Here is a 23,730-nt window from a genome sequence, read left to right on the forward strand (position 1 = left end):
CGGCCCCCACGGGACACCGGGCCCTTCGCCGTGCCGCCCGCGAACGGGCATCGCCCTGGTGCCGGCCCTCCGCCGCACCGCCCATGAACGGGCACGGCCCTGGTGCGTTGTGCCCACCCGTTCCGCCCCAGCGGAACGAATGCCCACAACGGTCGCCCCTCCCCCGGCCCGGGTCGCGCCGCTGCGGCGCGAAGCCGCCGCCGGTCGCGGGTGCGCGGACCCGCCGGCCGAAGGCCGGGACGCGCCCTCGCGGCACGAAGCCGCTGCCCGCCCTGGCCCCGCCGGGGCCTCGCCCCCGCGCCCACCAGCCTGGGCCGAAGCCGCCACTCCCGCCCGTCGCGCCCCCGCGACGCAAAACCCCCGCCCTCCGGGCAGCCGGGCCCCGGCGCGAAGCCGCCGCCCCGCCCCGGGCGCGCCGGGGCCTCGTCCCCGCGCCCCCGCCGCCCGGGGTCCGGGGCGGCGCCCCGGTTCGGGGAGGGGCGGGGTGGGGGAGGAGCCCGCCGCAGGCGTCGCCCGGGCCGCACCCACGGCGCCCCAGCCCGCCCTCTCCCCCCGCACGCAAAAGGGCCGGGCCCTGGGTTACCCCAGGGCCCGGCCCTTGAGACTGCCGACGACGGCTACGCGCTCAGCACGCGCTGGGCCGCCGGCCTCAGTTGTCGTCCTCGTCGATGAGGAAGCCGCGCATCGGCGCCGGCGCCTGCTGCATCGGCTGCGGCGCCTGCGGGCGGACCGGAGCCATCGGCTGGGTCATCGCCGGGGACATCTGCTGCTGGCCACCGTACGACGGGGCACCGCCCATCGTGCCGTTGCCGCCGAACGACGGCGCACCCGCGCCCGCCGAGGCCATCGACGGGGACGGCGGCAGGGAGGCGGTCGCCGGCGTGCGCGGCGGAGCCAGCGAGTCGTCGGCCTGGGTCTCGAGCTGACGCAACTGCGACTCCAGGTACGACTTCAGGCGAGTCCGGTACTCACGCTCGAAGCCCCGCAGGTCCTCGACCTTGCGCTCGAGCGTGGCGCGGGCGGACTCCAGGGAGCCCATCGCGACGCGGTGCTTCTCCTGCGCGTCCCGCTCCAGGGCGTCGGCCTTGGCGCGGGCGTCCCGCTCCAGGCCCTCGGCGCGCGAGCGCGCCTCGCCGACGATCTTGTTGGCCTCGGAACGGGCCTCCGCGATCGCCTGGTCGGCGGTCTGCTGCGCCAGCGAGAGCACGCGCGCGGCGCTGTCGCCGCCCGGGCCCTGGGCCGGCTGCATCTGCTGCATCGGCTGCTGCTGCTGGGGGTGACCCATGGGGCCGCCCTGCATCGGGCCGGGACCCATCGGGCCGCCCTGCATGGGGCCGGGGCCCATGGGCCCGCCCTGCATGGGGCCCGCGGGAAGCTGCGGGGCACCGGACGGGAGCTGCGGCGGACCCATCTGCGGGGGCTGCTGCTGGACCGGCGGTCCGGATATGGCGGCGGGCACGGGAGCGCCGGGACCGACGGGACGATCCTGCGGCTCCGGCGGCTTGCGCATGCCCTGCTGCTGCTGGTTCTGCGCGGCGGCACGGGTCGCCGCGGCCAGCTTGGCGCGCAGGTCCTCGTTCTCGCGGAGCAGACGAGTCAGTTCGGCTTCGACCTCATCGAGGAAGGCATCGACCTCGTCCTCGTCATAGCCTTCTCGAAGGCGGACGGTCGTGAACTGCTTGTTCCGCACATCCTCGGGAGTCAGCGGCATCTCTTCTTCACCTCTACGTAGTCGTCGGCAGTCGGCAAGACCGTATCGTCCACATCCACCTCCACCATCACCTCGCGAAGCTGCTCACGATGGAGATCAGGATGTAGACGATGATCATCAGAACGAAGAAGGACAGGTCGAGTGCCACGCCCCCGAGACGCAGCGGCGGGATGAGCCGCCGCAGAAGCTTGAGCGGTGGATCGGTGACAGTGTAGGTGGCCTCCAGAACGACCACCATCGCCTTACCGGGTTGCCATGAACGGGCGAACTGGAAGACGTAGTCCATGACCAGCCGGAAGATCAGCAGGACCAGGAAGCACATCAGCGCGATGTAGATCACCTGCAGTGCGACACCCATCCCGCGCTTCCCTCTCCCCTGGCTCTCGTGCTCTCACTTGTCCGGCCGCCCTCGCGGCCGGGCCGTTCTCGATCTCGTGTTCTCAGCTCTGGTTGAAGAATCCGCCCTCTGCGATCCGGGCCTTGTCCTCCGCCGTGACATCGACGTTAGCAGGCGACAACAGGAACACCTTCTGCGTCACGCGCTCAATGCTGCCATGGAGCCCGAAGACGAGTCCGGCGGCAAAGTCGACAAGTCGCTTCGCGTCGGTGTCGTCCATCTCCGTGAGATTCATGATCACGGGGGTGCCCTCGCGGAAGTGTTCCCCGATGGTACGGGCCTCGTTGTAGGTCCGCGGGTGCAGCGTGGTGATGCGGTAAGGCTCCCGCTCGGACACGACCTTGGGCATGATCACCGGTGCGTTCTTCTCCAGGCTCGGACGTTCGGGTGTGATGGATGCCACGGGGGCAATTCGGGCAGGACGTCCGCTTTCCGCGTGTACGGGCACAGACTGGGCGACGGGTTCGCGCGGCGCGGGCGGCTGGACCACCCGTACCGGCTCCTCGCGCTCGATCTGCCGAGGGGGCTGGTGGCGCCGGTCGCGCTCGGGCTCCGGTTCCAGCTCGGGTTCGAAGTCGTCGTCGGGATCGAATCCACGGCCGTCGTAGCCATCGTCCTCCACGAGGCCGAGGTAGACCGCCATCTTGCGCATCGCGCCGGCCATTCTCTGCATCCTCCGCTCTGTGGTGGATCGCCCTTACCGAATGTCGCAGTGTCACCAAGTGCCCGCGATCCACGGGTCCGTCCGCCCCTCGGCGGAATGACCATATTTTCTGCTGTGGTCCGACTTGCTTCGCGACGTTACCCGAGCTTCGGGCGGACGCCGAGCACCGCCGTACCGATGCGCACATGTGTCGCTCCGGCCGCCACGGCCTCCTCGAGGTCCGCGCTCATCCCTGCTGACACCATGTTCGCAGCCGGACGGGTCGCGCGCAGGACAGTCGACAAATCCATCAGCCGCTCGAAGGCGGCCTGTTGCCGGCCCGCGTACGGACCGGCGAGCGGCGCGACGGTCATGAGGCCGTCGAGCCGCAGTCCGGGAGCGGCCTCCACGGCCGCCGCCAACTCCTCGATCCCGTCCGGCGCGACCCCGCCCCGGTCGCCGCGCTCGCCGGACTCGGCGTCGAGGGCGACCTGGATCAGGCAGCCGAGCTCCCGCTCCGCCTTCTCCGCGGCCGCGGAAAGAGAGGAAACGAGCTTCAAACGGTCGACGGACTGCACCACATCGGCATAACCCACCACGGATCGGACCTTGTTGGTCTGCAACTGACCCACGAAGTGCCAGGTCAGATCGAGATCCGCGCAGGCGGCGGCCTTGGGGGCCGCGTCCTGGTCCCGGTTCTCCGCCACGTGGCGGACGCCGAGTTCGTGCAGCAGTCGCACATCGCTCGCGGGGTAGGTCTTGGTGACCACGATGAGGGTCACCTCCTCCCGCGCGCGCCCGGCGGCGGCGCACGCGGCGGCGATGCGCTCCTCCACCCGGGCGAGGTTCTCGGCGAGTTCCGACTTGCGGTCCGTCATATCTCTTCTCAGTCCAACCAGACATATCCCGCGAGTCGCCCCGTGGTGCGGTCGCGTCGGTACGAGTAGTGGTCGCGGGACTCCAGGGTGCAGACCCCGGCGTCCCCGACGTCCCGGACGCCGAGCCGTTCGAGCTGGGCGCGCACTCCGGCGGCGACGTCCACGGCCGGGGTGCCCCACGAGGTCTCGGCGTGGGCGGCCGGTTCGGCCGCGGCCACCTCGGCCCGCATCGCCTCCGGCACCTCGTAGCAGCGCCCGCAGACGGAGGGCCCGGTGCGGGCGGTGACGCGGGAGGGGTCGGCGCCCAGGTCGGCCATCGCCTTCAGGGCGGCGGGCACGACCCCGGCCACCATCCCCGGCCGCCCGGCGTGGACCGCGGCGGCGACCCCGGCGACGGGGTCGGCGAGCAGGACGGGGACGCAGTCCGCGGTGAGGACCGCGAGGGCGAGGCCCCGGCGGGCGGTGACGAGCGCGTCGACGGAGGGGATGTCGGGGGTGGTCCAGGGGCCGTCGACCACCGCGACGTCCGCGCCGTGCACCTGGTTCATCCAGACCACGCGCTCCGGGTCGAGCCCGAGTCCGGCCGCCGCCCGCGCCCGGTTCGTCCGTACGGCCGCGGGGTCGTCGCCCACCGCGCCGCCGAGGTTGAGCTCCTCGTACGGAACGGCGCTCACCCCGCCCCACCGGTCGGTGAAGGCGAAGTGGGCGCCGCTCGTGTCGTAACGCTGCCCTATCACTTCAAGAAGTCCGGGACATCCAGCTCTTCGGCCTGGGTGTCCGGGTACGGACGGGCCGGCGGGACCACCGGCGGGGTGACGGGCGGCAGCGGGGTCTCGCCGGCGGCCGGCGCCGGGTCGGCGGGCGCCGCGGGCTCCTCGCGCGGGGCCACCGTGCCGAGGCCGCCGAGCGGGCGGGAGGTCTCGGTGGCGCGGGGGGCCGGGGCGGGCTCCTCGCGCTTGGCGGAGACCGAGCCGATGATGTTGTCGCGGCGGGCCGGCGGCTGGCCGCCGTCGAAGCCGGCGGCGATGACGGTGACCCGGACCTCGTCGCCCAGGGCGTCGTCGATGACGGCGCCGAAGATGATGTTCGCCTCGGGGTGGGCGGCCTCGCTCACCAACTGGGCGGCCTCGTTGATCTCGAAGAGGCCGAGGTCGCTGCCGCCGGAGATGGAGAGCAGCACGCCGCGGGCGCCGTCGATGGACGCCTCCAGGAGCGGCGAGGAGATCGCCATCTCGGCCGCCGCCACCGCGCGGTCGTCGCCGCGGGCGGAGCCGATGCCCATGAGGGCGGAACCGGCCTCGGACATGACCGACTTGACGTCGGCGAAGTCGAGGTTGATGAGGCCCGGGGTGGTGATGAGGTCGGTGATGCCCTGGACGCCGGAGAGCAGGACCTGGTCCGCGGACTTGAAGGCGTCCAGGACCGAGACCTGGCGGTCCGAGATGGACAGCAGCCGGTCGTTGGGGATGACGATGAGGGTGTCGACCTCTTCGCGGAGCTCGGCGATGCCGTCCTCCGCCTGGTTGGCGCGACGGCGGCCCTCGAAGGTGAACGGCCGGGTGACCACACCGATCGTGAGGGCGCCGAGCGAGCGCGCGATGTTGGCGACGACGGGCGCGCCGCCGGTGCCGGTGCCGCCACCTTCGCCGGCGGTGACGAAGACCATGTCGGCCCCCTTGAGGACCTCCTCGATCTCCTCGCGGTGGTCCTCTGCCGCCTTGCGACCGACTGCCGGGTTGGCCCCGGCCCCGAGGCCGCGGGTGAGTTCACGGCCGACGTCGAGCTTGACGTCGGCGTCGCTCATCAACAGCGCCTGGGCGTCGGTGTTGATGGCGATGAACTCGACGCCCTTGAGACCGACCTCGATCATTCGGTTGATGGCATTGACACCACCGCCGCCGACACCGATGACCTTGATGACTGCGAGGTAGTTCTGCGGTGCTGCCACGTCGAAGGCCTCTCGCCTCGAGTTACGTGTCGCCGCTTCGCGGTGGTAAGCGCGCCGCGACGACGGATGCCGATTGGGACGGTCCGAAACGCCGACCCAAACCCTAACGTTGAAGTTTAGGGTTACCAGTGTCTCTGTTCGCTGGACTCTTCCGAACAGGACACTAAGTCGACAAGTGGCGCACGTTCAACGAACACGCCGAACCTCCCGTTTTTCTTTTCACCCTATGTGATCACCCGTAGCGCTGGCCAACCAGGGTCCTGGCCAGCGGTGATGGGCGTCAACTTCGTGACGACGCGGGCGCGGTGGGGGCACTTACATCGAAGTGCCCCGCTTTGGGAGTCGCTTTTATGAGAGCGGTGAGAACGCGCGCCTTCACGGGCCCGTCCTCGCCGCTGCCCCAGAAGACGGTGCGGCCCTTGCCGAGCTCCAGAGTGATGGAGTCGAAGGACGTGATCCGGACGACACGGACGTCCTGGGCGATTTTCTCCGGGAGTTCGCCCGTCACGCCTACGGCGACCCGCAGCAGCCGCTCGGCGTCGAAGCGGCGCAGGCTCGGCGAGGCGGCCACGTCGAGGACGAGCAGCGGGACGCCGCGCGGGGCGGTGGGCACGGTGGCGAACCGCACACCGCCGGAGTCCACTTCGGTGAACTTTCCGCCCTTTTCGAGCAGCAGGACGGGCTGTCGTTCCGTCACTTTCAGACCGATTCCGTGCGGCCAGGACCGTACGACGTCCACGGTGGCGATCCGCGGAAGCTCCTCGCGCAGCCGGGCCTCGATGGCGTCGGTGTCGACGGAGACGAGCGGCGCGCCGAGCGGTACGGCCGCGACCCGCTCGACCTCGTCCCGGGTGAGCACCTCCGTACCGGTGGTGCTCACCTTCTCGACCCGGAACCAGGAGGAGCCGTAGAGCGCCCAGAGGCCGCCGGCCACCAGGGCGAGGGCGGCGAAGCCGATCAGGAGCGCGCGCGGGCCGGGCACCCGGAGCTTCCGGGTGCCCGGTCGGGACGGCCGCCGGTCCGGTCCCGTGGACCTGCCGCTCGCGCTCTTCTGCTCGGTCGCCGGTCCCACCGCCACAGTGGCCTCTCCTGCCTGTCGCCGCCGCTACGCCTGCCGGCGGGCGGCGATCGCCTCGTACACCATGCCGACGAGCAGGTCGTCGGCGTCCCGGCGGCCGAACTCGGCGGCGGCGCGGGACATCTCGTACAGCCGGTGCGGATCGGCCAGTACGGGCAGGACGTTGGTCTGCACCCACTGCGGCGACAGTTCCGCGTCGTCGACGAGGAGCCCGCCGCCGGCCTTGACCACCGGCTGGGCGTTGAGCCGCTGCTCGCCGTTGCCGATGGGCAGCGGGACGTAGGCGGCCGGGAGCCCGACGGCGGACAGCTCGGCGACGGTCATCGCGCCCGCGCGGCAGAGCATCATGTCGGCGGCGGCGTACGCGAGGTCCATCCGGTCCACGTACGGTACCGGCACGTACGGCGGCATCCCGGGCATGTTGTCGACACGCGGCAGTTCGTTCTTCGGGCCGACCGCGTGCAGGATCTGGATGCCGGAGCGCTGGAGCACGGGGGCGATCTGCTGGACGACCTCGTTGAGCCGGCGTGCGCCCTGGGAGCCGCCGGAGACCAGCAGGGTCGGCAGGTTCGGGTCGAGGCCGAAGGCGGCCCGCGCCTCGGGGCGCACGCGGGCGCGGTCGAGGGTGGCGATGGTGTGGCGCAGCGGGATGCCGATGTAACGGGCGTTCCGCAGCTTGGAGTCCGGGGTGGCGACGGCGACCCCGGCCGCGTACCGCGAGCCGATCTTGTTGGCCAGGCCGGGCCGGGCGTTGGCCTCGTGGACCACGATCGGCACGCCGAGGCGCTTGGCGGCGAGATAGCCGGGCAGCGCCACGTAGCCGCCGAAGCCGACCACGCAGTCCGCCTTGGTGCGCTCGAGGACCTGCTCGGCCGCCTTGATGGTGCCGCGCAGCCGCCCGGGGACGGTGATCAGCTCGGGCGTGGGTTTGCGGGGCAGCGGTACGGCGGGGATGAGCGCAAGCTCGTAGCCCCGCTCGGGCACCAGCCGGGTCTCCAGGCCGCGCTCCGTGCCCAGCGCCGTGATCCCCACGGTCGGGTCCTGCCTGCGCAGGGCGTCCGCGAGTGCGAGCGCGGGCTCGATGTGGCCGGCGGTACCTCCGCCGGCGAGGACGACATGCACCGAAATTCACCGCTCTCCGGACGGACGCTTCTTGACGCGCCGTCGCATCGACTTCCATCTCCCCCCGGCCCGCTTGCCCCATCCGGGGCGGCGCAGGGCCAGGGCCGCTTTCGCGGCGGGTTCCTGTCGCGCGAAGGCGATCAGGAGCCCGACGGCGAACATGGTCGGCAGCAGGGCCGATCCTCCGTAGGAGAACAGCGGGAGCGGGACTCCGGCGATCGGCAGCAGACCGAGCACCGCACCGATGTTGACCACGGCCTGCGCCGTGATCCAGGTGGTCACGCCTCCCGCGGCAAACCTGACGAAGGGGTCCTCCGTGCGTCCGGCCACGCGGATACCCGCATAGCCTAGAGCCGCGAAGAGGGCCAGCACCGACAGCGTCCCCGCCAGACCCAGTTCCTCCCCGGTGACGGCGAAGATGAAGTCGGTGTGCGCTTCGGGGAGTTGACCCCATTTTTCCACACTCGCCCCGAGGCCGGAACCGAACCATCCGCCGGAGGCCAGAGCGTAGATTCCGTGCGCGGCCTGCCAGCAGGGGTCCCCCACCCCGCCCGGGTCGCTGGCGCCGATGCAGGCGAAGCGCTTCAGGCGGTGCGGGCTGGTCCTGATCAGCAGCAGGCCGATCACGCCGGCGACGGTGAGGACCCCGACGAAGAGCCGGGTGGGGGCGCCGGCGGTCCACAGCAGTCCGAAGAGGATCGCTGTGAGAATGATCGCCGTGCCCATGTCACCGCCCAGCATGATGAGGCCGAGCAGCAGGAACGTGCCGGGCACCAGCGGCACCAGCATGTGCTTCCACTGGGTCAGGAGTTTCATGTCCTGCTTGCGGGCCAGCAGATCGGCCCCCCACAGGATCAGCGCCAGCTTGCCGAACTCGCTGGGCTGGAGCATGAACGGTCCGCCCAGCGAGATCCAGTTCTGGTTGCCGCCGACCGAGACCCCTATCCCGGGGATCTGGACGAGCACCATGAGGAAGATCGCCCCGACCAGGATCGGGTAGGCCAGCGCCCGGTGCAGTTTCACCGGCATCCGGGAGGCCAGCAGCAGCAGCCCCGCGCCGAGCAGGGCCGCGAAGAACTGCTTGCGGAAGAAGTACGAGGGCACCAGGTCGTAGCGCAGCGCCGTGATCATCGAGGCGGAGTAGACCATCACGAGGCCGAGCGCGGTGATGAGCAGTCCGGCGCCGACGATCACGTAATAGGCCGTCAGCGGCCGGTCCCAGGCCCTTCTGGCCCGCTCGTAGAGCCCCCGCGGCCCGCCCCCGCCCACCTTCCTCGGCGTCACCGGCGCGCGGCCGCCGCCGCGTACGGCGGAGGTCTCCCGCGTCCCGGCGGTTCTGCTCGGCATGGTCCCTGTCCCCTCCGGTCGTGCCCGGCGCGGCCGGACCTCCTCGCTGGTCAGGTCAGGCGCGCCCGGTCGAAGCGAGGGCGCGGACCGCGTCCGCGAACGCCTCGCCCCGCTTGTTGTAGTTGGCGAACATGTCCATCGACGCACAGGCCGGGGCGAGGAGGACCGTGTCTCCCGGCCGGGCGAGCGAGGCCGCCTCCCGGACCGCCGCGGACATCGCCCCAGTGTCGGTCCGGTCGAGGTCCACCACCGGGACCTCGGGGGCGTGTCGCGCCAGGGCTTCGCGGATCAGCGCCCGGTCCCGGCCGATCAGGACGACCCCGCGCAGCCGCTTGGCGGACCTGCTCACGAGCTCGTCGAAGGTCGCGCCCTTGGCGAGGCCGCCGGCGATCCAGACGATCGGGTCGTAGGCCGCCAACGAGGCTTCGGCGGCGTGGGTGTTGGTGGCCTTGGAGTCGTCGACGTAGACGACTCCCTCGATCTCCTCGACCAGTTCGATGCGGTGCGGGTCGGGCCGGAAGGCCCGCAGTCCGTCCCGTACGGCCTTCGGCTCCACGCCGAAGGCGCGGGCGAGGGCGGCCGCGGCGAGCGCGTTGGCGATGTTGTGCGGGGCCGGCGGCTGGACGTCGGAGACCTCGGCCAGCTCCTGGGCGTTCTTCTGCCGGTTCTCCACGAAGGCCCGGTCGACGAGGATGCCCTCGACGACGCCGAGCTCCGAGGGGCCGGGGGTGCCGAGGGTGAAGCCGATGGCCCGGCAGCCCTCCTCGACGTCGGCCTCGCGGACCAGGTCCTCGGTGACCTTGTCGGCCGTGTTGTAGACGCAGGCGACCTGGTTGCCCTCGTAGATCCGGCCCTTGTCGGCGGCGTACGCCTCCATGGAGCCGTGCCAGTCGAGGTGGTCGGGCGCCAGGTTGAGCACGGCGGCCGAGTGGGCGCGCAGGGACGGCGCCCAGTGCAGTTGGTAGCTGGAGAGCTCGACGGCGAGGACGTCGTACTCCTCCTCGCCGAGGACGGCGTCGAGGAGCGAGACGCCGATGTTGCCGACGGCGGCGGTCCTCAGGCCGGCCGCCCGGAGGATGGAGGCGAGCATCCGTACGGTCGTGGTCTTGCCGTTGGTGCCGGTGACCGCGAGCCAGGGCGCCGCGCCCGGGCCGCGCAGCCGCCAGGCCAGCTCGACGTCGCCCCAGATCTCCACGCCCGCCTCGGCGGCGGCCCGGAACAGCGGCTTGTCGGGCTTCCAGCCCGGGGCGGTGACGATGAGTTCGGTGCCGGGCGGCAGGGTGGCGCCGTCGCCGAGGCGGACGGTGATGCCCTCCGCCTCCAGCTCCGCGGCCTGCGCCCGGGAGCGCTCGTCGTCGCCGTCGTTCACGACCGTGACGACCGCGCCCAGGCCGTGCAGGGCGCGGGCGGCGGGGATGCCGCTCACGCCGAGCCCGGCGACGGTGACCTTCTTGCCCTGCCAGTCCAGCTCGCTCACTTTTCGGATGCCCATCCCGCGTAGAAGAGGCCCAGGCCCACGATCACGCACATGCCCTGGATGATCCAGAAGCGGACGACGACCAGGACCTCGGACCACCCCTTGAGTTCGAAGTGGTGCTGGAGGGGCGCCATCCGGAAGACGCGCTTGCCGGTCATCTTGAAGGAGCCGACCTGGATGACCACGGACATCGTGATCATCACGAAGAGGCCGCCCAGGAGGGCCAGCAGCAGCTCCGTACGGGAGCAGATGGCGAGACCGGCGAGGGCGCCGCCGAGGGCCAGCGAGCCGGTGTCGCCCATGAAGATCTTGGCGGGCGAGGTGTTCCACCACAGGAAGCCGAAGCACGCGCCCATCAGCGCGGAGGCGACGACCGCGAGGTCGAGCGGGTCGCGCACCTCGAAGCAGGCGTTCGGGTTGGTCAGGGTCATGGCGTTGGCGCACGACTCCTGGAACTGCCACAGCCCGATGAAGGTGTACGCGCCGAAGACCATCACCGACGCGCCGGTGGCCAGGCCGTCCAGACCGTCCGTCAGGTTCACGCCGTTGGACATGGCCAGGATCATGAAGAGCGCCCAGACCACGAACAGCACCGGGCCGATGGACCAGCCGAAGTCGGTGATGAAGGAGAGCTTCGTGGAGGCCGGGGTGAGACCGCGCAGATCGGCGAACTGCAGCGAGAGCACGGCGAAGGCGATGCCCACGATCAGTTGGCCGGCCATCTTCGCCTTGGCCCGCAGACCGAGCGACCGCTGCTTGACGATCTTGATGTAGTCGTCGAGGAAGCCGACCAGGCCCATACCGGCCATCAGGAACAGCACCAGGACGCCCGAGTACGTCGGGTCCTCGCCGGTGATGACCTTCGCCAGCGCGTACGCGATGAGCGTGGCCAGGATGAAGGAGATGCCGCCCATGGTGGGCGTGCCCTTCTTCGAACCGTGGGTGCGCGGGCCGTCGTCCCGGATGAACTGGCCGTATCCCTTGCGGGCGAGCAGCTTGATGAGCAGCGGGGTGCCGATCAGGGTCAGGAAGAGCCCGATGGCCCCCGCGAAGAGGATCTGCCTCATCGGCCGGCGACCTCGCCCTCGGAGCCCGCGGTGCCCGCGGTCTCGAGCAGTGCCAGGGCGACCCGCTCGAGGCCGACCGACCTGGATGCCTTCACCAGGACGATGTCCCCCGGGCGCAGCTCACTGCGCAACAGGTCGACCGCCGCCTGCGCGTCGGACACGTGCACCGACTCCTCACCCCACGAACCCTCGTTATAGGCGCCCAGTTGCAGCCAGGCAGCTTCCCTGTCCCCGACCGCGACGAGCTTGCTGACGTTGAGCCGGACGGCGAGCCGTCCGACCGCGTCGTGCTCGGCGAGCGAGTCGTCCCCGAGCTCGGCCATCTTGCCGAGCACCGCCCACGTGCGGGCCCCCTTGGCCTGTGCAGACCTGCCCATGGCCGCGAGCGCGCGCAGGGCGGCTCGCATGGACTCGGGGTTCGCGTTGTAGGCGTCGTTGACGATCGTCACGCCGTCCGGACGCTCGGTGACCTCCATGCGCCAGCGCGACAGGGTGCCCGCGTCGGAGAGCGCGGTGGCGATCTCCTCGACGGGCATGCCCAGCTCATGGGCGACGGCGGCCGCGGCGAGCGCGTTCGACACGTGGTGCTCACCGTACAGGCGCAAGGTCACGTCGCTGCACCCGGTGGGTGTGTGAAGCCTGAAAGAGGGCTGTCCGTTCTCTGTGAGCCGGACATTCTCGGCACGTACGTCCGCCTCCTCGGCCTCGCCGAAGAGGGTGACCCGAGCCTTGGTACGGCTCTCCATGGCCCGCACCAGGGGGTCGTCGGCGTTGAGGATCGCGACGCCGCCGTCCTCGGCGGCCGGCAGGGACTCGACCATCTCGCCCTTGGCCTGGGCGATCTGCTCGCGGCCGCCGAACTCGCCGATGTGCGCGGAGCCCACGTTGAGGACGAGGCCGATGCGCGGCGGGGTGAGGCCGGTGAGGTAGCGGATATGGCCGATTCCGCGCGCCCCCATCTCCAGGACGAGGTGCCGGGTCTCGGCGGTGGCCGTGAGCGCGGTCAGCGGCAGGCCGATCTCGTTGTTGAGGGATCCGGGCGTCCACACGGTGGGCGCGTGCCGCTGCAGGACCTGGGCGATCAGGTCCTTGGTCGAGGTCTTGCCGGCCGAGCCGGTGAGCGCGACGACGTCGGTGCCGAGGCGTTCGACGACCGCGCGGGCGAGGGCCCCGAGCGCCGTCTGGACGTCCTCGACGACGATCGCGGGCACGCCGACGGGGCGGGCGGCCAGCACGGCCACCGCGCCCGCCCCGACGGCGCGCTCCGCGTACGCGTGGCCGTCGACGTGCTCGCCGGCGAAGGCGGCGAAGAGGCTGCCGGGGGTCACCTGGCGGGAGTCGATGACGACGTCACCGGTGACCTGGACGGCCGGATCCGGTATGTCGTGCGGCTGCCCGCCGACGATTTCGGCGATCTCGGCGAGGGAGAGGGCGATCACTGCTTCATCCCTGACTGTTCTCGTGACGGTGTTCGTCCTGCTGAGCGGCTTGCTCGGCGGCCTGGTGCGCCTGGCCGGCCAGGATCGCCTCGCGCAGGACCTGGCGGTCGTCGAAGGGGCGGACCTCTCCGGCGGCCTCCTGGCCCTGCTCGTGGCCCTTGCCGGCGACCAGGACGGTGTCGCCGGGCCGGGCCCGGGCGACGGCCGCGGCGATGGCGGCGGCCCGGTCGGCGTCGACCAGGACCTCGCCGCGCTCGGCGGCCGGCACCTCGGCGGCGCCCGCGAGCATCGCGGTGAGGATCGCGAGCGGGTCCTCGGAGCGGGGGTTGTCGGAGGTGAGGACGGCGGTGTCGGCGAGCCGGGCCGCGGCGGCGCCCATGGGGCCGCGCTTGGTGGTGTCGCGGTCGCCGCCGCAGCCGATGACCACGTGCAGCCTGCCGCGGGTCACCTCGCGCAGCGAGCGCAGGACCGATTCGACGGCGTCCGTCTTGTGCGCGTAGTCGACGACCGCGAGGTACGGCTGGCCGGCGTCGACCCGCTCCAGACGGCCGGGGACACCGGGGACGGCGGCGACGCCGTCGGCGGCGGTCTGCGGGTCGACGCCCGCGAGGGCGAGGGTGACGATCGCGGCGAGGGTGTTGGCCACGTTGAACGGGCCGGGCAGGGGCGCGGTGGCCCGGATCCGCTCGTCGTTCGGGCCGACGACGGTGAACGTGGAGTCGGCGGCGCCGAGACGGACGTCCTCGGCGCGCCAGTCGGCGTCCGGGTCACCGGCGGCGGAGAAGGTGACGACCGGGACGGTCGCCTCCTTGGCGAGCCGGCGGCCGTACTCGTCGTCGAGGTTCACCACGCCGCGTTTGCTGCGCTCGGGGGTGAAGAGCCGCGCCTTGGCCTGGAAGTAGTCCTCCATGTCGGAGTGGAACTCCATGTGCTCCGGGCTCAGGTTGTTGAAGACGGCGACGTCGAAGACGCAGCCGTCGACCCGGCCGAGCACCAGGGCGTGGCTGGAGACCTCCATCGCGACGGCCTCGACGCCGCGTTCGCGCATGACGGCGAACAGGGCCTGGAGGTCGGTGGCTTCGGGGGTGGTCCGCTCGGACTTGATGCGCTCGTCGCCGATGCGCATCTCGACCGTGCCGACGAGTCCGGTGTGCTTGCCGGCGCCGCGCAGTCCGCCTTCGACGAGGTAGGCGGTGGTGGTCTTGCCGGAGGTGCCGGTGATGCCGATCTGGAGGAGGTCCTCGCCGGGCCGCCCGTAGATCTCGGCGGCGAGTTCGCCCATGCGGCCGCGCGGGTCCGGGACGACCAGGACCGGCAGGCCGGTCGCGGCGGCGCGCTCGCTGCCCGCCGGGTCGGTCAGGACGGCGGCGGCGCCGAGTGCGGCGGCCTGGGCGACGAACTCGGCGCCGTGGACGCGGGCGCCGGGCAGGGCCGCGTACACGTCGCCCGGGCGCACCGCCCGGGAGTCGTGCGTGATGCCCGAGACCTCGGCGGCGGGGCCGGTGGTCCCGGTGCCCAGCCGCGCGGCGAGTTCGCCCAGGGGTGTCGGGCGGACCCGCTCGGGGCGGGGCGGGGTGGTTCGGTACTGATCAGCGTGTGGCACGGCGGTGAGCGTACCGGGCGCACCCTGCGCAGGGCTAAATGAGGCCGCGGCGTCGCCGGAGTTCGATTTCCGGTTCCCGGAACGGGGGGTGATGGTTGTCACTGGTGCTCCCGGAGTGTCGCGGGCGTCGCTGTCGGGCGTGTCGGGTGGGCGGGGGCGGGATCGCCTCCGTCAGCGGGTGGGGTCGAACTCCACCGGCAGCCGGGCGGGGGCGCTGCCGGTCGGCGGGACGTGGAGGGTCTTGAGGGCGAACTCCATGACCTTCTTGTAGATCGGTCCGCAGATCTGTCCGCCGAAGTAGCTGCCCTTGGTGGGGTTCTGGATGGCGCAGTAGACGGTGACGCGGGGCTGGTCGGCGGGGGCGAAGCCGGCGAAGGAGGCGGTGTAGCCCTTGTAGCGTCCGAGTTCGGGGTCGACGCGGTTGGCGGTGCCGGTCTTGCCGGCGACCCGGTAGCCGGGGATGGCGGCCTTGGTGCCGGTGCCCGCCTCGTCGTCGACGACCGACTCCAGCATCTGCGCGAGGGTCTTGGCGGTCTTCTCGCTGATCACCCGGGTCTCCTTGGGCACGGGCGCCGGGGTGAAGCGCCCGTCGGGGCCCTTGGTGCCGCGGACCAGGGTCGGTTCGATGCGGACGCCTCCGTTGGCGATGGTGGAGTAGACCGAGGCGGCCTGCATGGCGTTGATGGACAGGCCCTGGCCGAAGGGGATCGTGTACTGCTGAGAGGTCGACCAGGTCTCGGGCTTGGCGAGGATGCCGGGCGTCTCGCCGGGGTAACCGAGCCCGGTGGGGCTGCCGATGCCGAATTTGCGCAGGTAGCCGTGGAGGACGCGGTTGGACTCCGCCTGGGTCCTGCCGAGCTGGCCGGTGGCCAGGATGGTGCCGATGTTGCTGGACTTGGCGAGGACGCCGTTGAGGGTCAGGTACCAGGTCTTGTGGTCGACGTCGTCCTTGAAGAGCCGGTCGCCGCGGTGGAGCCGGTTGGGGACGACGACATGGGTTTCGGGGGTGGCCTTGCCCTCCTCCAGGACGGCGGCCATGGACATCACCTTGCTGGTGGAGCCGGGTTCGTAGGCGTCCTGGAGGGCCGCGTTGCCCATGGCGGTCGCGTTGGCCTGGGAGAGGTCGTTGGGGTCGAAGCCGGGGGCGTTGGCCATGGCGAGGACCTCGCCGGTGCGGGTGTCCTGGACGATGACGTAGCCGCGGTCGGCGCGGGACTTCTGGACCTGCTCGGTGATGGCCTGCTGGGCGGCCCACTGGATGTCCCGGTCGATGGTCAGCTCGATGTCGGAGCCGGGGACGGCCGGGGTGCCCTCGGAGCCGGCCGTGGGGACCCGGCGCCCGCCGGACTGGGCGAACCTGATCTTGCCGTCCTTGCCGGCCAGTTCCCGGTCGAGCATGGACTCGATGCCGCCGGCGCCGCGGCCCTCGGCGTTGACGTAGCCCAGTATCCCGGCGGCGAGCTGCCCGTTGGGGTAGACGCGCTTGGTGCTGGGCTCGCCGAGGACGCCGCCGAGCAGGTTGACGCCGTTGCCGCCGTTGGCGGGATCGGCCTTCTGCTCGTAGACCTTCTTCAGGTCCTTGATCTGCTTCCAGACCTGGGGGGTCTGCTTGCGGGCGAGCAGGGTGTAGCGGGACTTGGGGGTGCGCAGCTTCGCGGCGAGCTCCGCGGGCTGTTTGCCGAGGAGCGGGGCGAGCAGGGCGGCGGCCTGCTCGGGGGCGTCCGGCAGCTTGGACTCGGCGGGGGTGAAGAGCTTGGGGTCGGCGGTGATGTCGTACGCGTCGACGCTGGCGGCCAGGGCGATCCCGGCCCGGTCGGTGATCTCACCGCGGTCGGCGGAGAGCGTGTACTCCTGGTAGCGGTGCTTCTCGGCCTTGGCGGCGTACGCGCTGGCGTCCACGGCCTGTACCTGGAGCAGCCGCACGACGAAGACGAGCATGACGAGGGTGAGGCCGAGGGAGACCAGGCGCAGCCGGGGTTTGGGGCTGCCGAGCCGGATGGTGCGCGCCTTGGCCGCGGGCCGGGCGGCGGGGCGGCGGGGCGGGGCGGGGCGCCGCGCGGCGGGACGCCCGGAGGCGGCGGGGCGGCCGGTGGCGGGACGGGGGCGTGCGGGCCGCGCGGGGCCGGGGACGCGGCGGCGCGGGGGCTCCTTGGAGGGCACGGGTCACCTGCCGGAGGTCGTGGGGGCGGTCGCGGTGGACGCCCCGGACGCGGCGGTCGCGGGGGGCGTTCCGGGTGTCTGCGTGGCCGGGGGCCGGGGCGCGCCGGCCGGGGCGGCGCCCGGGGCGGCCGGGGCGGTGGCCGGCTTCGCGGGCGGCGTCGGCGTGGGGCCGGGTCTGGGCGGGGCGGCCTTGGAGGGCACGCCGAGCACCGTGCCGTCCGGGCCGAGGAAGGCGGGGCTGCCGCCGGGCACCATGCCGAGCTCCCGGGCGCGCCGCTCCAGGGCGTCGGGGGCGGAGTAGTCGTCGACGTCCCGCTGGAGGGCCTGCTCCTCGTCGGTGAGCTCGGTGGTCTTCTTCTTGAGCTCGCTGAGCTCGAACGAGCCCTGGTTGAGGGCCGAGTTGAGCAGCAGGAGGCTGATCAGGCCGCCACCGAGCAGGAGCACGACCAGCAGCACGAAGGGGGTACGGGCGGCGGTGCTGGGGCCCGACGGCATGAACCTGCCGAGCCGCGCCGCCCTTCCTTTGAGGGGCCCCTTCCGCGTCATGCCGGCTCGTCCTCCCTGATCCGCTGTGCACCCCTCAGACGCGCCGGGGCGGCGCGGCGGTTCTCGGCCACCTCCTCCTCCGTGGGGAGTTCGGCGCCGCGGGTGAGGAGCTTCAGACGGGGCTGGTAGCGCTCGGGGACGACCGGCAGGCCGGGCGGGGCGGTGTTGGCGGCGCCCGCCGCGAACACCTGCTTGACCAGCCGGTCCTCCAGGGAGTGGTACGAGAGGACCGCGATCCGGCCGCCGACGGCGAGGACCTTCACGGCCGCCGGGATCGCGCGCTCCAGGACCGACAGCTCCCCGTTGACCTCGATGCGCAGCGCCTGGAAGGTGCGCTTGGCCGGGTTGCCGCCGGTGCGCTTGGCGGCCTGCGGCAGGGAGTCGCGGATGAGCTCGACGAGGCGGGCGCTGTTGGTGAACGGCTCCTTCTCGCGCTCGCGCACGATCGCGGAGACGATCCGCTTGGCCTGCTTCTCCTCGCCGTAGCTGCGCAGGATGCGGACCAGCTCGCCGGGCGCGTAGGTGTTGAGGACCTCGGCCGCGCTGATGCCGGTCGTCTGGTCCATGCGCATGTCGAGCGGGGCGTCCTGCGCGTAGGCGAAGCCGCGGTCTGCCTCGTCCAGTTGCATGGAGGAGACGCCGAGGTCGAACAGGACGCCGTCGACGCGCGGGATGCCGAGCCGTTCCAGGACCTCGGGCAGTTCGTCGTAGACCGCGTGCACCAGGGTCGCGCGGTCCCCGAAGGGGGCGAGCCGCTCGCCGGACAGGCGCAGGGCCTCCTTGTCCCGGTCGAGGGCGACGAGCCGCGCCTCGGGGAAGCGCCGCAGGAGCGCCTCGCTGTGGCCGCCGAGACCGAGGGTGCAGTCGACGACGACGGCGCCGGGGTGCTCCAGGGCGGGCGCCAACAGGTCCAGGCACCGCTGGAGCATCACCGGGACGTGTCGGTCGTTGCTCAATGCGCCCTCTCAGATCCGGCGGAGACAGGTACCACCGGCGAGCGGAAGGGGCCGAGCCGTGGGTACCGCCGCACTTACGGGGAGAAACGGCGGAAATCGCTCGATGTCTCCGTGAACTTCGCGCCACTTTAGTCCACGGGCCCCACCGGTCAATCAACCGGCTGGCGCGTCGCGTGCCCCGGCCGGGGCCGTCGGACGTTTCGCGCGCTTCACCCGGATGGCTCCGGCGCGGACCGGGACGTCCGCCGGTCGACGCGGCGGGTGGACTTGGGTGCGGACTCCCCCGTTCCCGTCGCACGCCGAGGACCCGCGGGGCCGAGTCCGCCGTGGCGCAAGCCCACAAACCCCGGCAATTCACCCGCAGTTATCCACAGGCCGTCAGCCGGCAAGTGACACGAGCCGGTCGCGGCAACAAGAATGCACGGGTGACACCCCCCGGCCGCAATGCCGGGGGCAGGTGTCGGTGCTGCGGAAAGGGCCGAGGAGGGCCGGGTGACGACCTATGACGACCGAGCGAGCCTCACAGATCTGACCACGACAGCGGAGCGGGTGCGCAGGTCGGTGGAAGGTGTGATCGAGGGCAAGCCCGAGGTCGTACGGCTTGCGCTGACCGTGCTGCTCGCCGAAGGACATCTCCTCATCGAGGACGTCCCCGGCGTCGGGAAGACGATGCTGGCCAAGACCCTGGCCCGGTCCATCGACTGCTCGGTCCGGCGCATCCAGTTCACGCCCGACCTGCTGCCGTCGGACATCACCGGCGTGTCGATCTTCGACCAGCAGCGGCGCGACTTCGAGTTCAAGCCGGGCGCGATCTTCGCCCAGATCGTCATCGGCGACGAGATCAACCGGGCCTCGCCCAAGACCCAGTCCGCCCTCCTGGAGTCCATGGAGGAGCGCCAGGTCACGGTCGACGGCCAGACCTACGAGCTGCCGAGCCCCTTCATGGTGGTCGCCACCCAGAACCCGGTGGAGATGGAGGGCACCTACCCGCTGCCCGAGGCCCAGCGCGACCGCTTCATGGCCCGGGTCTCCATCGGTTATCCGAACGCCGAGGCCGAGCTGAAGATGCTCGACGTGCACGGCGCGGTGTCCCCGCTGGACGACCTCCAGCCGGTCGCCCACGCCCATGACGTCGTCAAGCTCATCGAGGCCGTCCGCGGGGTGCACGTCGCCGACGCCGTCCGGCGGTACGCGGTCGAGATCGTCGCCGCGACCCGCACCCATCCGGAGCTGAGACTCGGCGCCTCCCCGCGCGCCACGCTGCACCTGCTGCGGGCCGCGAAGGCATCCGCCGCGCTCAGCGGCCGGGAGTACGTGCTGCCCGACGACCTCCAGGCGCTCGCCGCACCGGTGCTCGCCCACCGGCTGCTGCCCACCGCGCAGGCCCAGCTCGGCCGCCGCACGGCCGAGCAGGTCGTGCACGACATCCTCCAGCGGACCCCGGTCCCGGCCGCCGCTCCCCCGGCGCCGGCCGCGCCGCCCGCCGGACCGCTCTACGGCCACCACCAGCCCGGCGCCCGGCGGCTGTGATGACCACCGCCGCCGCTCCGCAGGGGCCGGCGCGGCCGGAGCACGCCCCCCGGACCGACGACAGCGGGTACGGAACGGGCAGCGGGTACGGGGACGACGGCGACCGGGGCAGCCTGCGGGCCGCCCTGGCCGGGCTCACCACCCGCGGCCGGTCCTTCCTCGCCGCCGGGGTCGCCGCCGCGGCCTGCGCCTATGTCCTCGGCCAGGGCGATCTGCTGCGGGTCGGGCTGCTGCTCGCCGTGCTGCCGCTGATCTGCGTGGTCGTGCTCCACCGCACCCGCCACCGGGTCGCGGCCGGCCGCCGGCTCGCCCCGCACCGGGTCGAGAGCGGCACCGAGGCCCGGGTCCACCTCCGCATGGACAACGTGGCCCGGCTGCCCACCGGCCTGCTGATGCTCCAGGACCACGTGCCCTACATGCTGGGGCCGCGGCCCCGGTTCGTGCTCGACCGCGTCGAGGCGGGCGGCCGCCGCGAGGTGTCCTACCGGGTCCGCTCCGACCTGCGCGGACGCTTCCCGCTCGGCCCGCTCCAGTTGCGCCTCGGCGACCCCTTCGGCATGTGCGAGCTGACCCGCTCCTTCAGCGCGTACGACACGCTGACCGTCATCCCCCGCACCGAACCGCTGCCGCCCGTGAAGCTCGGCGGCGAGTCCGCGGGCTACGGGGAGGGACAGCAGCGGGCGCTCGCGCTCGCCGGGGACGACGACATCATCCCGCGCGCCTACCGGCACGGCGACGACCTGCGCCGGGTCCACTGGCGCTCCACCGCCCGCTACGGCGAGCTGATGGTGCGCCGCGAGGAGCAGCCGCAGCGCGCCCGCTGCACGGTGCTCCTCGACACCCGGGAGATCGCCTACGAGGGCAGCGGTCCCGACTCGGCCTTCGAATGGGCCGTCTCCGGCGCCGCCTCGGTCCTCACGCACATGCTGGAGCGGGGTTACGCGGTCCGGCTGCTCACCGACACCGGCAGCGGTGTACCCGGCGAGGGCTCCGACGGCTTCACCGGCGGCGGCCACGACTCCGCCGACACGGCGGGCCTGATGATGGACACCCTCGCGGTCGTCGACCACTCGGAGGGCGCCGGGCTCTCCCGCGCCCACGACGTGCTGCGCGGGGGCCACGAGGGCCTGCTGGTCGCCTTCCTCGGTGATCTCGACGAGGAGCAGGCGGCGCTCGTCGCCCGTATGCGGCAGCGCGGCGGCGCGGCGGTGGCCTTCGTCCTGGACTCCGGGACCTGGCTGACCGGCGGCGCCGTCGCCGGGGCCGTGGAGGACCGTCTTCGGCGACTGCGGGAGGCCGGGTGGCAGGCGTTCGCCGTGACCCCGGGCACCCGGCTCGCCGATCTGTGGCAGCAGGCCGGCGGGGCGTCGCAGGAGACGCCGGCGGCCGACACGTACGGAGGTTGGTCATGAGCGGGCGCGCGCGGCTGACGCTCGCGGCCTTCGGCGCGACGCTGACGGCGTCCGCCGCGCTGCTGCCGCTGGTGAAGCCGGCGACCTGGATCTTCACGGCGGCGATCCTGCTGGGACTGCAGAGCGCGGTCGGCACGGTGACCCGGCGGGTGCCGCTCGCCCGCCCGCTCACGATCGCCGCCCAGGCCGCCGTCACGCTGCTCGTGCTGACCGTGGTCTTCGCCCACGAGCAGGCGATCCTCTTCGTGCTGCCCGGGCCCGACGTGTTCACCGCCTTCGGGGCGCTGTTCGAGGCGGGCGTCGACGACGTCGGCACGTACGCGATCCCGGCGCCGAACACGCCCGGCATCCGGCTGCTCCTGGTCACCGGGGTCGCGGTGATCGGGCTCCTGGTGGACGCGCTGGCGGTCACCTTCCGCAACGCGGCCCCGGCGGGACTGCCGCTGCTCGCCCTGTACTCGGTCGCCGCCGGGCTGTCCGGCGGGGGCGCGGGCGGACTGTTCTTCCTGCTCGCCGCCGCCGGCTATCTGCTGCTGCTCCTGGCGGAGGGCCGGGAGCGGCTCTCCCAGTGGGGCCGCGTCTTCGGCGGCGCCCAGCGCTCCGGCCGGCCCGGCTCCGCGGCCGGTGAGGGCGGTCCCGCGTTCGCGCCGGTGCGCACCGGCCGGCGGATCGGCGCGGTCGCCCTGGGCATCGCGCTGGTCGTGCCGCTCGCCCTGCCCGGCCTGGACGGCGGCTTCCTCGGCGGATCCGGCGACGGCGAGGGCTCCGGCGGCGAGGGCGGCACCATCTCGGCGGTGAACCCGCTGGTGTCGCTCCAGAACGACCTGCGCCAGCCGAAGGACCGCGAGGTCCTGCGCTACCGCACCAACGCGGTGAACACCGGCGACCTGTATCTGCGGCTCGTCGCGCTCGACCAGTTCGACGGCACGGCGTGGAAGTCCTCGGTGCGCCCGATCCAGGACGTGCCCGAGGACCTGCCCTGGCCGGACGGCCTCGCCCAGGACGTCCGCGCGCCGCAGGTCACCACCAACTTCGTCGCCTCGCCCACGTACAACCAGAAGTGGCTGCCCATGCCGTACCCGGCGGCGAAGGTCTCCATCGGCGGCAACTGGCGCTACGAGCCGGCCGGCCGGATGCTGGTCGGCGACGGGCAGGACACCCGGGGCGCCCGCTACACGGTGACCAGCCTGGACGTGCGGCCCACCGGCGAGCAACTCGCGGCGGCCCCGGCCGCCCCGGACACGCTGCGCCGCGAGTACACCCGGGTCCCGGCGACGCTGCCGGCCGAGGTCAGGACGACGGCCCTGGACGTGACCCGCGGGGCGCGCAACGACTACGAGCGGGCGGTGAAGCTCCAGGAGTGGTTCGCCGAGGACGGCGGTTTCGCCTACCAGGTGAACGTCGACTCCGGCACCGGCGTGCAGGCGATCACCCGCTTCCTGAAGGACAAGAGGGGCTTCTGCGTCCACTTCTCCTTCTCGATGGCGGCGATGGCCCGCTCGCTGGGCATCCCGGCCAGGGTCGCGGTCGGCTTCATGCCGGGCACGCCGCAGTCCGACGGCTCCGTCTCGGTCGGCATCCGGGACGCGCACGCGTGGCCCGAGCTGTACTTCGAGGGGGCCGGCTGGACCCGTTTCGAGCCGACTCCGTCGCGGGGCACCGCGCCGGACTACACCCGCGAGCAGTCGGCGGGCGGGGCGGCGACGCCGTCGGCGCAGCCCTCGACCAGCGCGTCCGCGCAGCCCTCGGCCGTGCCGAGCGCCTCGGAGAGCTGCCCGCCGCAGCAGCGGCGGCTGGGCGAGTGCGGGCAGGACCAGGCCGCGGCCGGAGGGTCGGAGGACGACGGAGGCTGGTTCGCCTGGCTGGGCCTCACGTGGTTCGCCGGCCTGGCGCTGATCCTGGGCATCCTGCTGGTGCTGTGCGTTCCGCTGCTGCCGCTGCTGTGGCGGACGCGGGTGCGGGCCCGGCGGCTCGGCCCGGCGGGCGACCCGGTCGGCCGGGTGCTCGCGGTCTGGGAGGAGATCAACGACACGGCCTGGGACCACGGGGTGGCCCGGGACGAGTCGCAGACGCCCCGCAGGACGGCGGCGCGGATGGTGCGCCTGGGCGAGCTGCCGCCGGACGCGGCGGACGCGGTGCACCGCGTGGCGCGGGCGGTCGAGGAGGCCCTCTACGCCCCGCGTCCCCGTCCGGCCACGGGCCTGACGGAGCAGGCGCACGTGATCATCCGCGGTTTCCAGGCGTCCGCCTCGCGCGGGAGGCGCCTCCGGGCGCTGCTGCTTCCGCGTTCGGCCGCGCGGGTGGTGTGGGCGGCCCACGACGGCTGGTCGGCGGCCCGGGCCCAGGCCCGGACGCGCACCGCTCCCCTGGTCCGGGCGCTGACCCGAAACCCGTCGTAGGTCGTCGGCGGCGAGGG

General features: G+C 72.8%; 19 protein-coding genes. 3 read left to right on the forward strand and 16 right to left on the reverse strand.

The window, feature by feature from the left end; genetic code table 11:
- Nucleotides 1-649: 649 nt before the first annotated feature.
- The 16 genes from ABZ135_RS13935 to rsmH form a co-directional block, all read right to left on the reverse strand.
- Complete coding sequence (locus ABZ135_RS13935) at nt 650-1,711, reverse strand: DivIVA domain-containing protein (protein WP_356695213.1); 1,062 nt, start codon at nt 1,709-1,711, stop codon at nt 650-652.
- A gap of 67 nt (nt 1,712-1,778) precedes the next feature.
- A complete protein-coding gene (locus ABZ135_RS13940) occupies nt 1,779-2,069 on the reverse strand; it encodes a YggT family protein (protein ID WP_345489237.1) in 291 nt (96 codons plus the stop codon).
- A gap of 82 nt (nt 2,070-2,151) precedes the next feature.
- Nucleotides 2,152-2,772, reverse strand: coding sequence for a cell division protein SepF (gene sepF, locus ABZ135_RS13945; RefSeq protein WP_265861641.1), 621 nt, complete (start codon nt 2,770-2,772; stop codon nt 2,152-2,154).
- Nucleotides 2,773-2,909: 137 nt separating this feature from the next.
- Entirely contained in the window at nt 2,910-3,629 is a 720-nt protein-coding gene (locus ABZ135_RS13950) for a YggS family pyridoxal phosphate-dependent enzyme (protein ID WP_356695216.1), read from the reverse strand.
- 8 nt (nt 3,630-3,637) lie between these two features.
- A complete protein-coding gene (gene pgeF / locus ABZ135_RS13955; RefSeq protein WP_356695218.1) occupies nt 3,638-4,366 on the reverse strand; it encodes a peptidoglycan editing factor PgeF in 729 nt (242 codons plus the stop codon).
- Complete coding sequence (gene ftsZ / locus ABZ135_RS13960; protein WP_356695220.1) at nt 4,363-5,577, reverse strand: cell division protein FtsZ; 1,215 nt, start codon at nt 5,575-5,577, stop codon at nt 4,363-4,365. Before ftsZ ends, pgeF begins: the two co-directional genes overlap by 4 nt.
- Nucleotides 5,578-5,857: 280 nt before the next feature.
- A complete protein-coding gene (locus tag ABZ135_RS13965; RefSeq protein ID WP_356695222.1) occupies nt 5,858-6,655 on the reverse strand; it encodes an FtsQ-type POTRA domain-containing protein in 798 nt (265 codons plus the stop codon).
- A 27-nt stretch (nt 6,656-6,682) separates the two neighbouring features.
- Nucleotides 6,683-7,777 (reverse strand): undecaprenyldiphospho-muramoylpentapeptide beta-N-acetylglucosaminyltransferase, encoded by a 1,095-nt coding sequence (gene murG / locus ABZ135_RS13970; protein WP_356695224.1) that lies wholly within the window; start codon nt 7,775-7,777, stop codon nt 6,683-6,685.
- Nucleotides 7,778-7,783: 6 nt separating this feature from the next.
- The gene (gene ftsW, locus ABZ135_RS13975; RefSeq protein WP_356695226.1) at nt 7,784-9,124 is read right to left on the reverse strand and encodes a putative lipid II flippase FtsW; all 1,341 of its coding nucleotides are present in this window, start codon (nt 9,122-9,124) and stop codon (nt 7,784-7,786) included.
- 55 nt (nt 9,125-9,179) lie between these two features.
- Nucleotides 9,180-10,601 carry a UDP-N-acetylmuramoyl-L-alanine--D-glutamate ligase gene (gene murD, locus ABZ135_RS13980; RefSeq protein WP_356695228.1) on the reverse strand — a complete coding sequence of 474 codons (1,422 nt, stop codon included), beginning with the start codon at nt 10,599-10,601 and terminating at the stop codon, nt 9,180-9,182.
- Nucleotides 10,598-11,668, reverse strand: a complete 1,071-nt coding sequence (gene mraY, locus ABZ135_RS13985) for a phospho-N-acetylmuramoyl-pentapeptide-transferase (protein ID WP_352078048.1) — start codon at nt 11,666-11,668, stop codon at nt 10,598-10,600. The genes murD and mraY overlap by 4 nt, the downstream gene beginning before the upstream one ends.
- Nucleotides 11,665-13,107 carry a UDP-N-acetylmuramoyl-tripeptide--D-alanyl-D-alanine ligase gene (gene murF / locus ABZ135_RS13990; protein ID WP_356695231.1) on the reverse strand — a complete coding sequence of 481 codons (1,443 nt, stop codon included), beginning with the start codon at nt 13,105-13,107 and terminating at the stop codon, nt 11,665-11,667. Before murF ends, mraY begins: the two co-directional genes overlap by 4 nt.
- 4 nt (nt 13,108-13,111) lie before the next feature.
- On the reverse strand, nt 13,112-14,710 hold the full coding sequence (locus ABZ135_RS13995; RefSeq protein WP_356695233.1) for a UDP-N-acetylmuramoyl-L-alanyl-D-glutamate--2,6-diaminopimelate ligase: 1,599 nt from the start codon (nt 14,708-14,710) through the stop codon (nt 13,112-13,114).
- A 171-nt stretch (nt 14,711-14,881) separates the two neighbouring features.
- A complete protein-coding gene (locus ABZ135_RS14000; protein ID WP_356695235.1) occupies nt 14,882-16,870 on the reverse strand; it encodes a penicillin-binding protein 2 in 1,989 nt (662 codons plus the stop codon).
- A 3-nt stretch (nt 16,871-16,873) separates the two neighbouring features.
- Nucleotides 16,874-17,416 carry a septum formation initiator family protein gene (locus ABZ135_RS14005; protein WP_356695237.1) on the reverse strand — a complete coding sequence of 181 codons (543 nt, stop codon included), beginning with the start codon at nt 17,414-17,416 and terminating at the stop codon, nt 16,874-16,876.
- Complete coding sequence (gene rsmH / locus ABZ135_RS14010) at nt 17,413-18,372, reverse strand: 16S rRNA (cytosine(1402)-N(4))-methyltransferase RsmH (RefSeq protein WP_356695239.1); 960 nt, start codon at nt 18,370-18,372, stop codon at nt 17,413-17,415. Before rsmH ends, ABZ135_RS14005 begins: the two co-directional genes overlap by 4 nt.
- A gap of 492 nt (nt 18,373-18,864) precedes the next feature.
- On the opposite strand from rsmH, the gene ABZ135_RS14015 reads away from it, so the two are divergent.
- From ABZ135_RS14015 to ABZ135_RS14025, 3 genes are read left to right on the forward strand one after another with little or no spacing between them, the layout of a single operon-like run.
- Nucleotides 18,865-19,902: a MoxR family ATPase gene (locus tag ABZ135_RS14015; RefSeq protein WP_356695241.1), complete on the forward strand. Its 1,038-nt coding sequence runs from the start codon at nt 18,865-18,867 to the stop codon at nt 19,900-19,902.
- On the forward strand, nt 19,902-21,314 hold the full coding sequence (locus ABZ135_RS14020) for a DUF58 domain-containing protein (protein WP_356695243.1): 1,413 nt from the start codon (nt 19,902-19,904) through the stop codon (nt 21,312-21,314). The genes ABZ135_RS14015 and ABZ135_RS14020 overlap by 1 nt, the downstream gene beginning before the upstream one ends.
- Entirely contained in the window at nt 21,311-23,713 is a 2,403-nt protein-coding gene (locus ABZ135_RS14025) for a DUF3488 and transglutaminase-like domain-containing protein (RefSeq protein ID WP_356695245.1), read from the forward strand. The genes ABZ135_RS14020 and ABZ135_RS14025 overlap by 4 nt, the downstream gene beginning before the upstream one ends.
- Nucleotides 23,714-23,730 lie beyond the last annotated feature (17 nt).

The sequence above is a fragment of the Streptomyces sp. NPDC006339 genome (assembly GCF_040612775.1).
Taxonomy (GTDB): Bacteria; Actinomycetota; Actinomycetes; order Streptomycetales; family Streptomycetaceae; genus Streptomyces.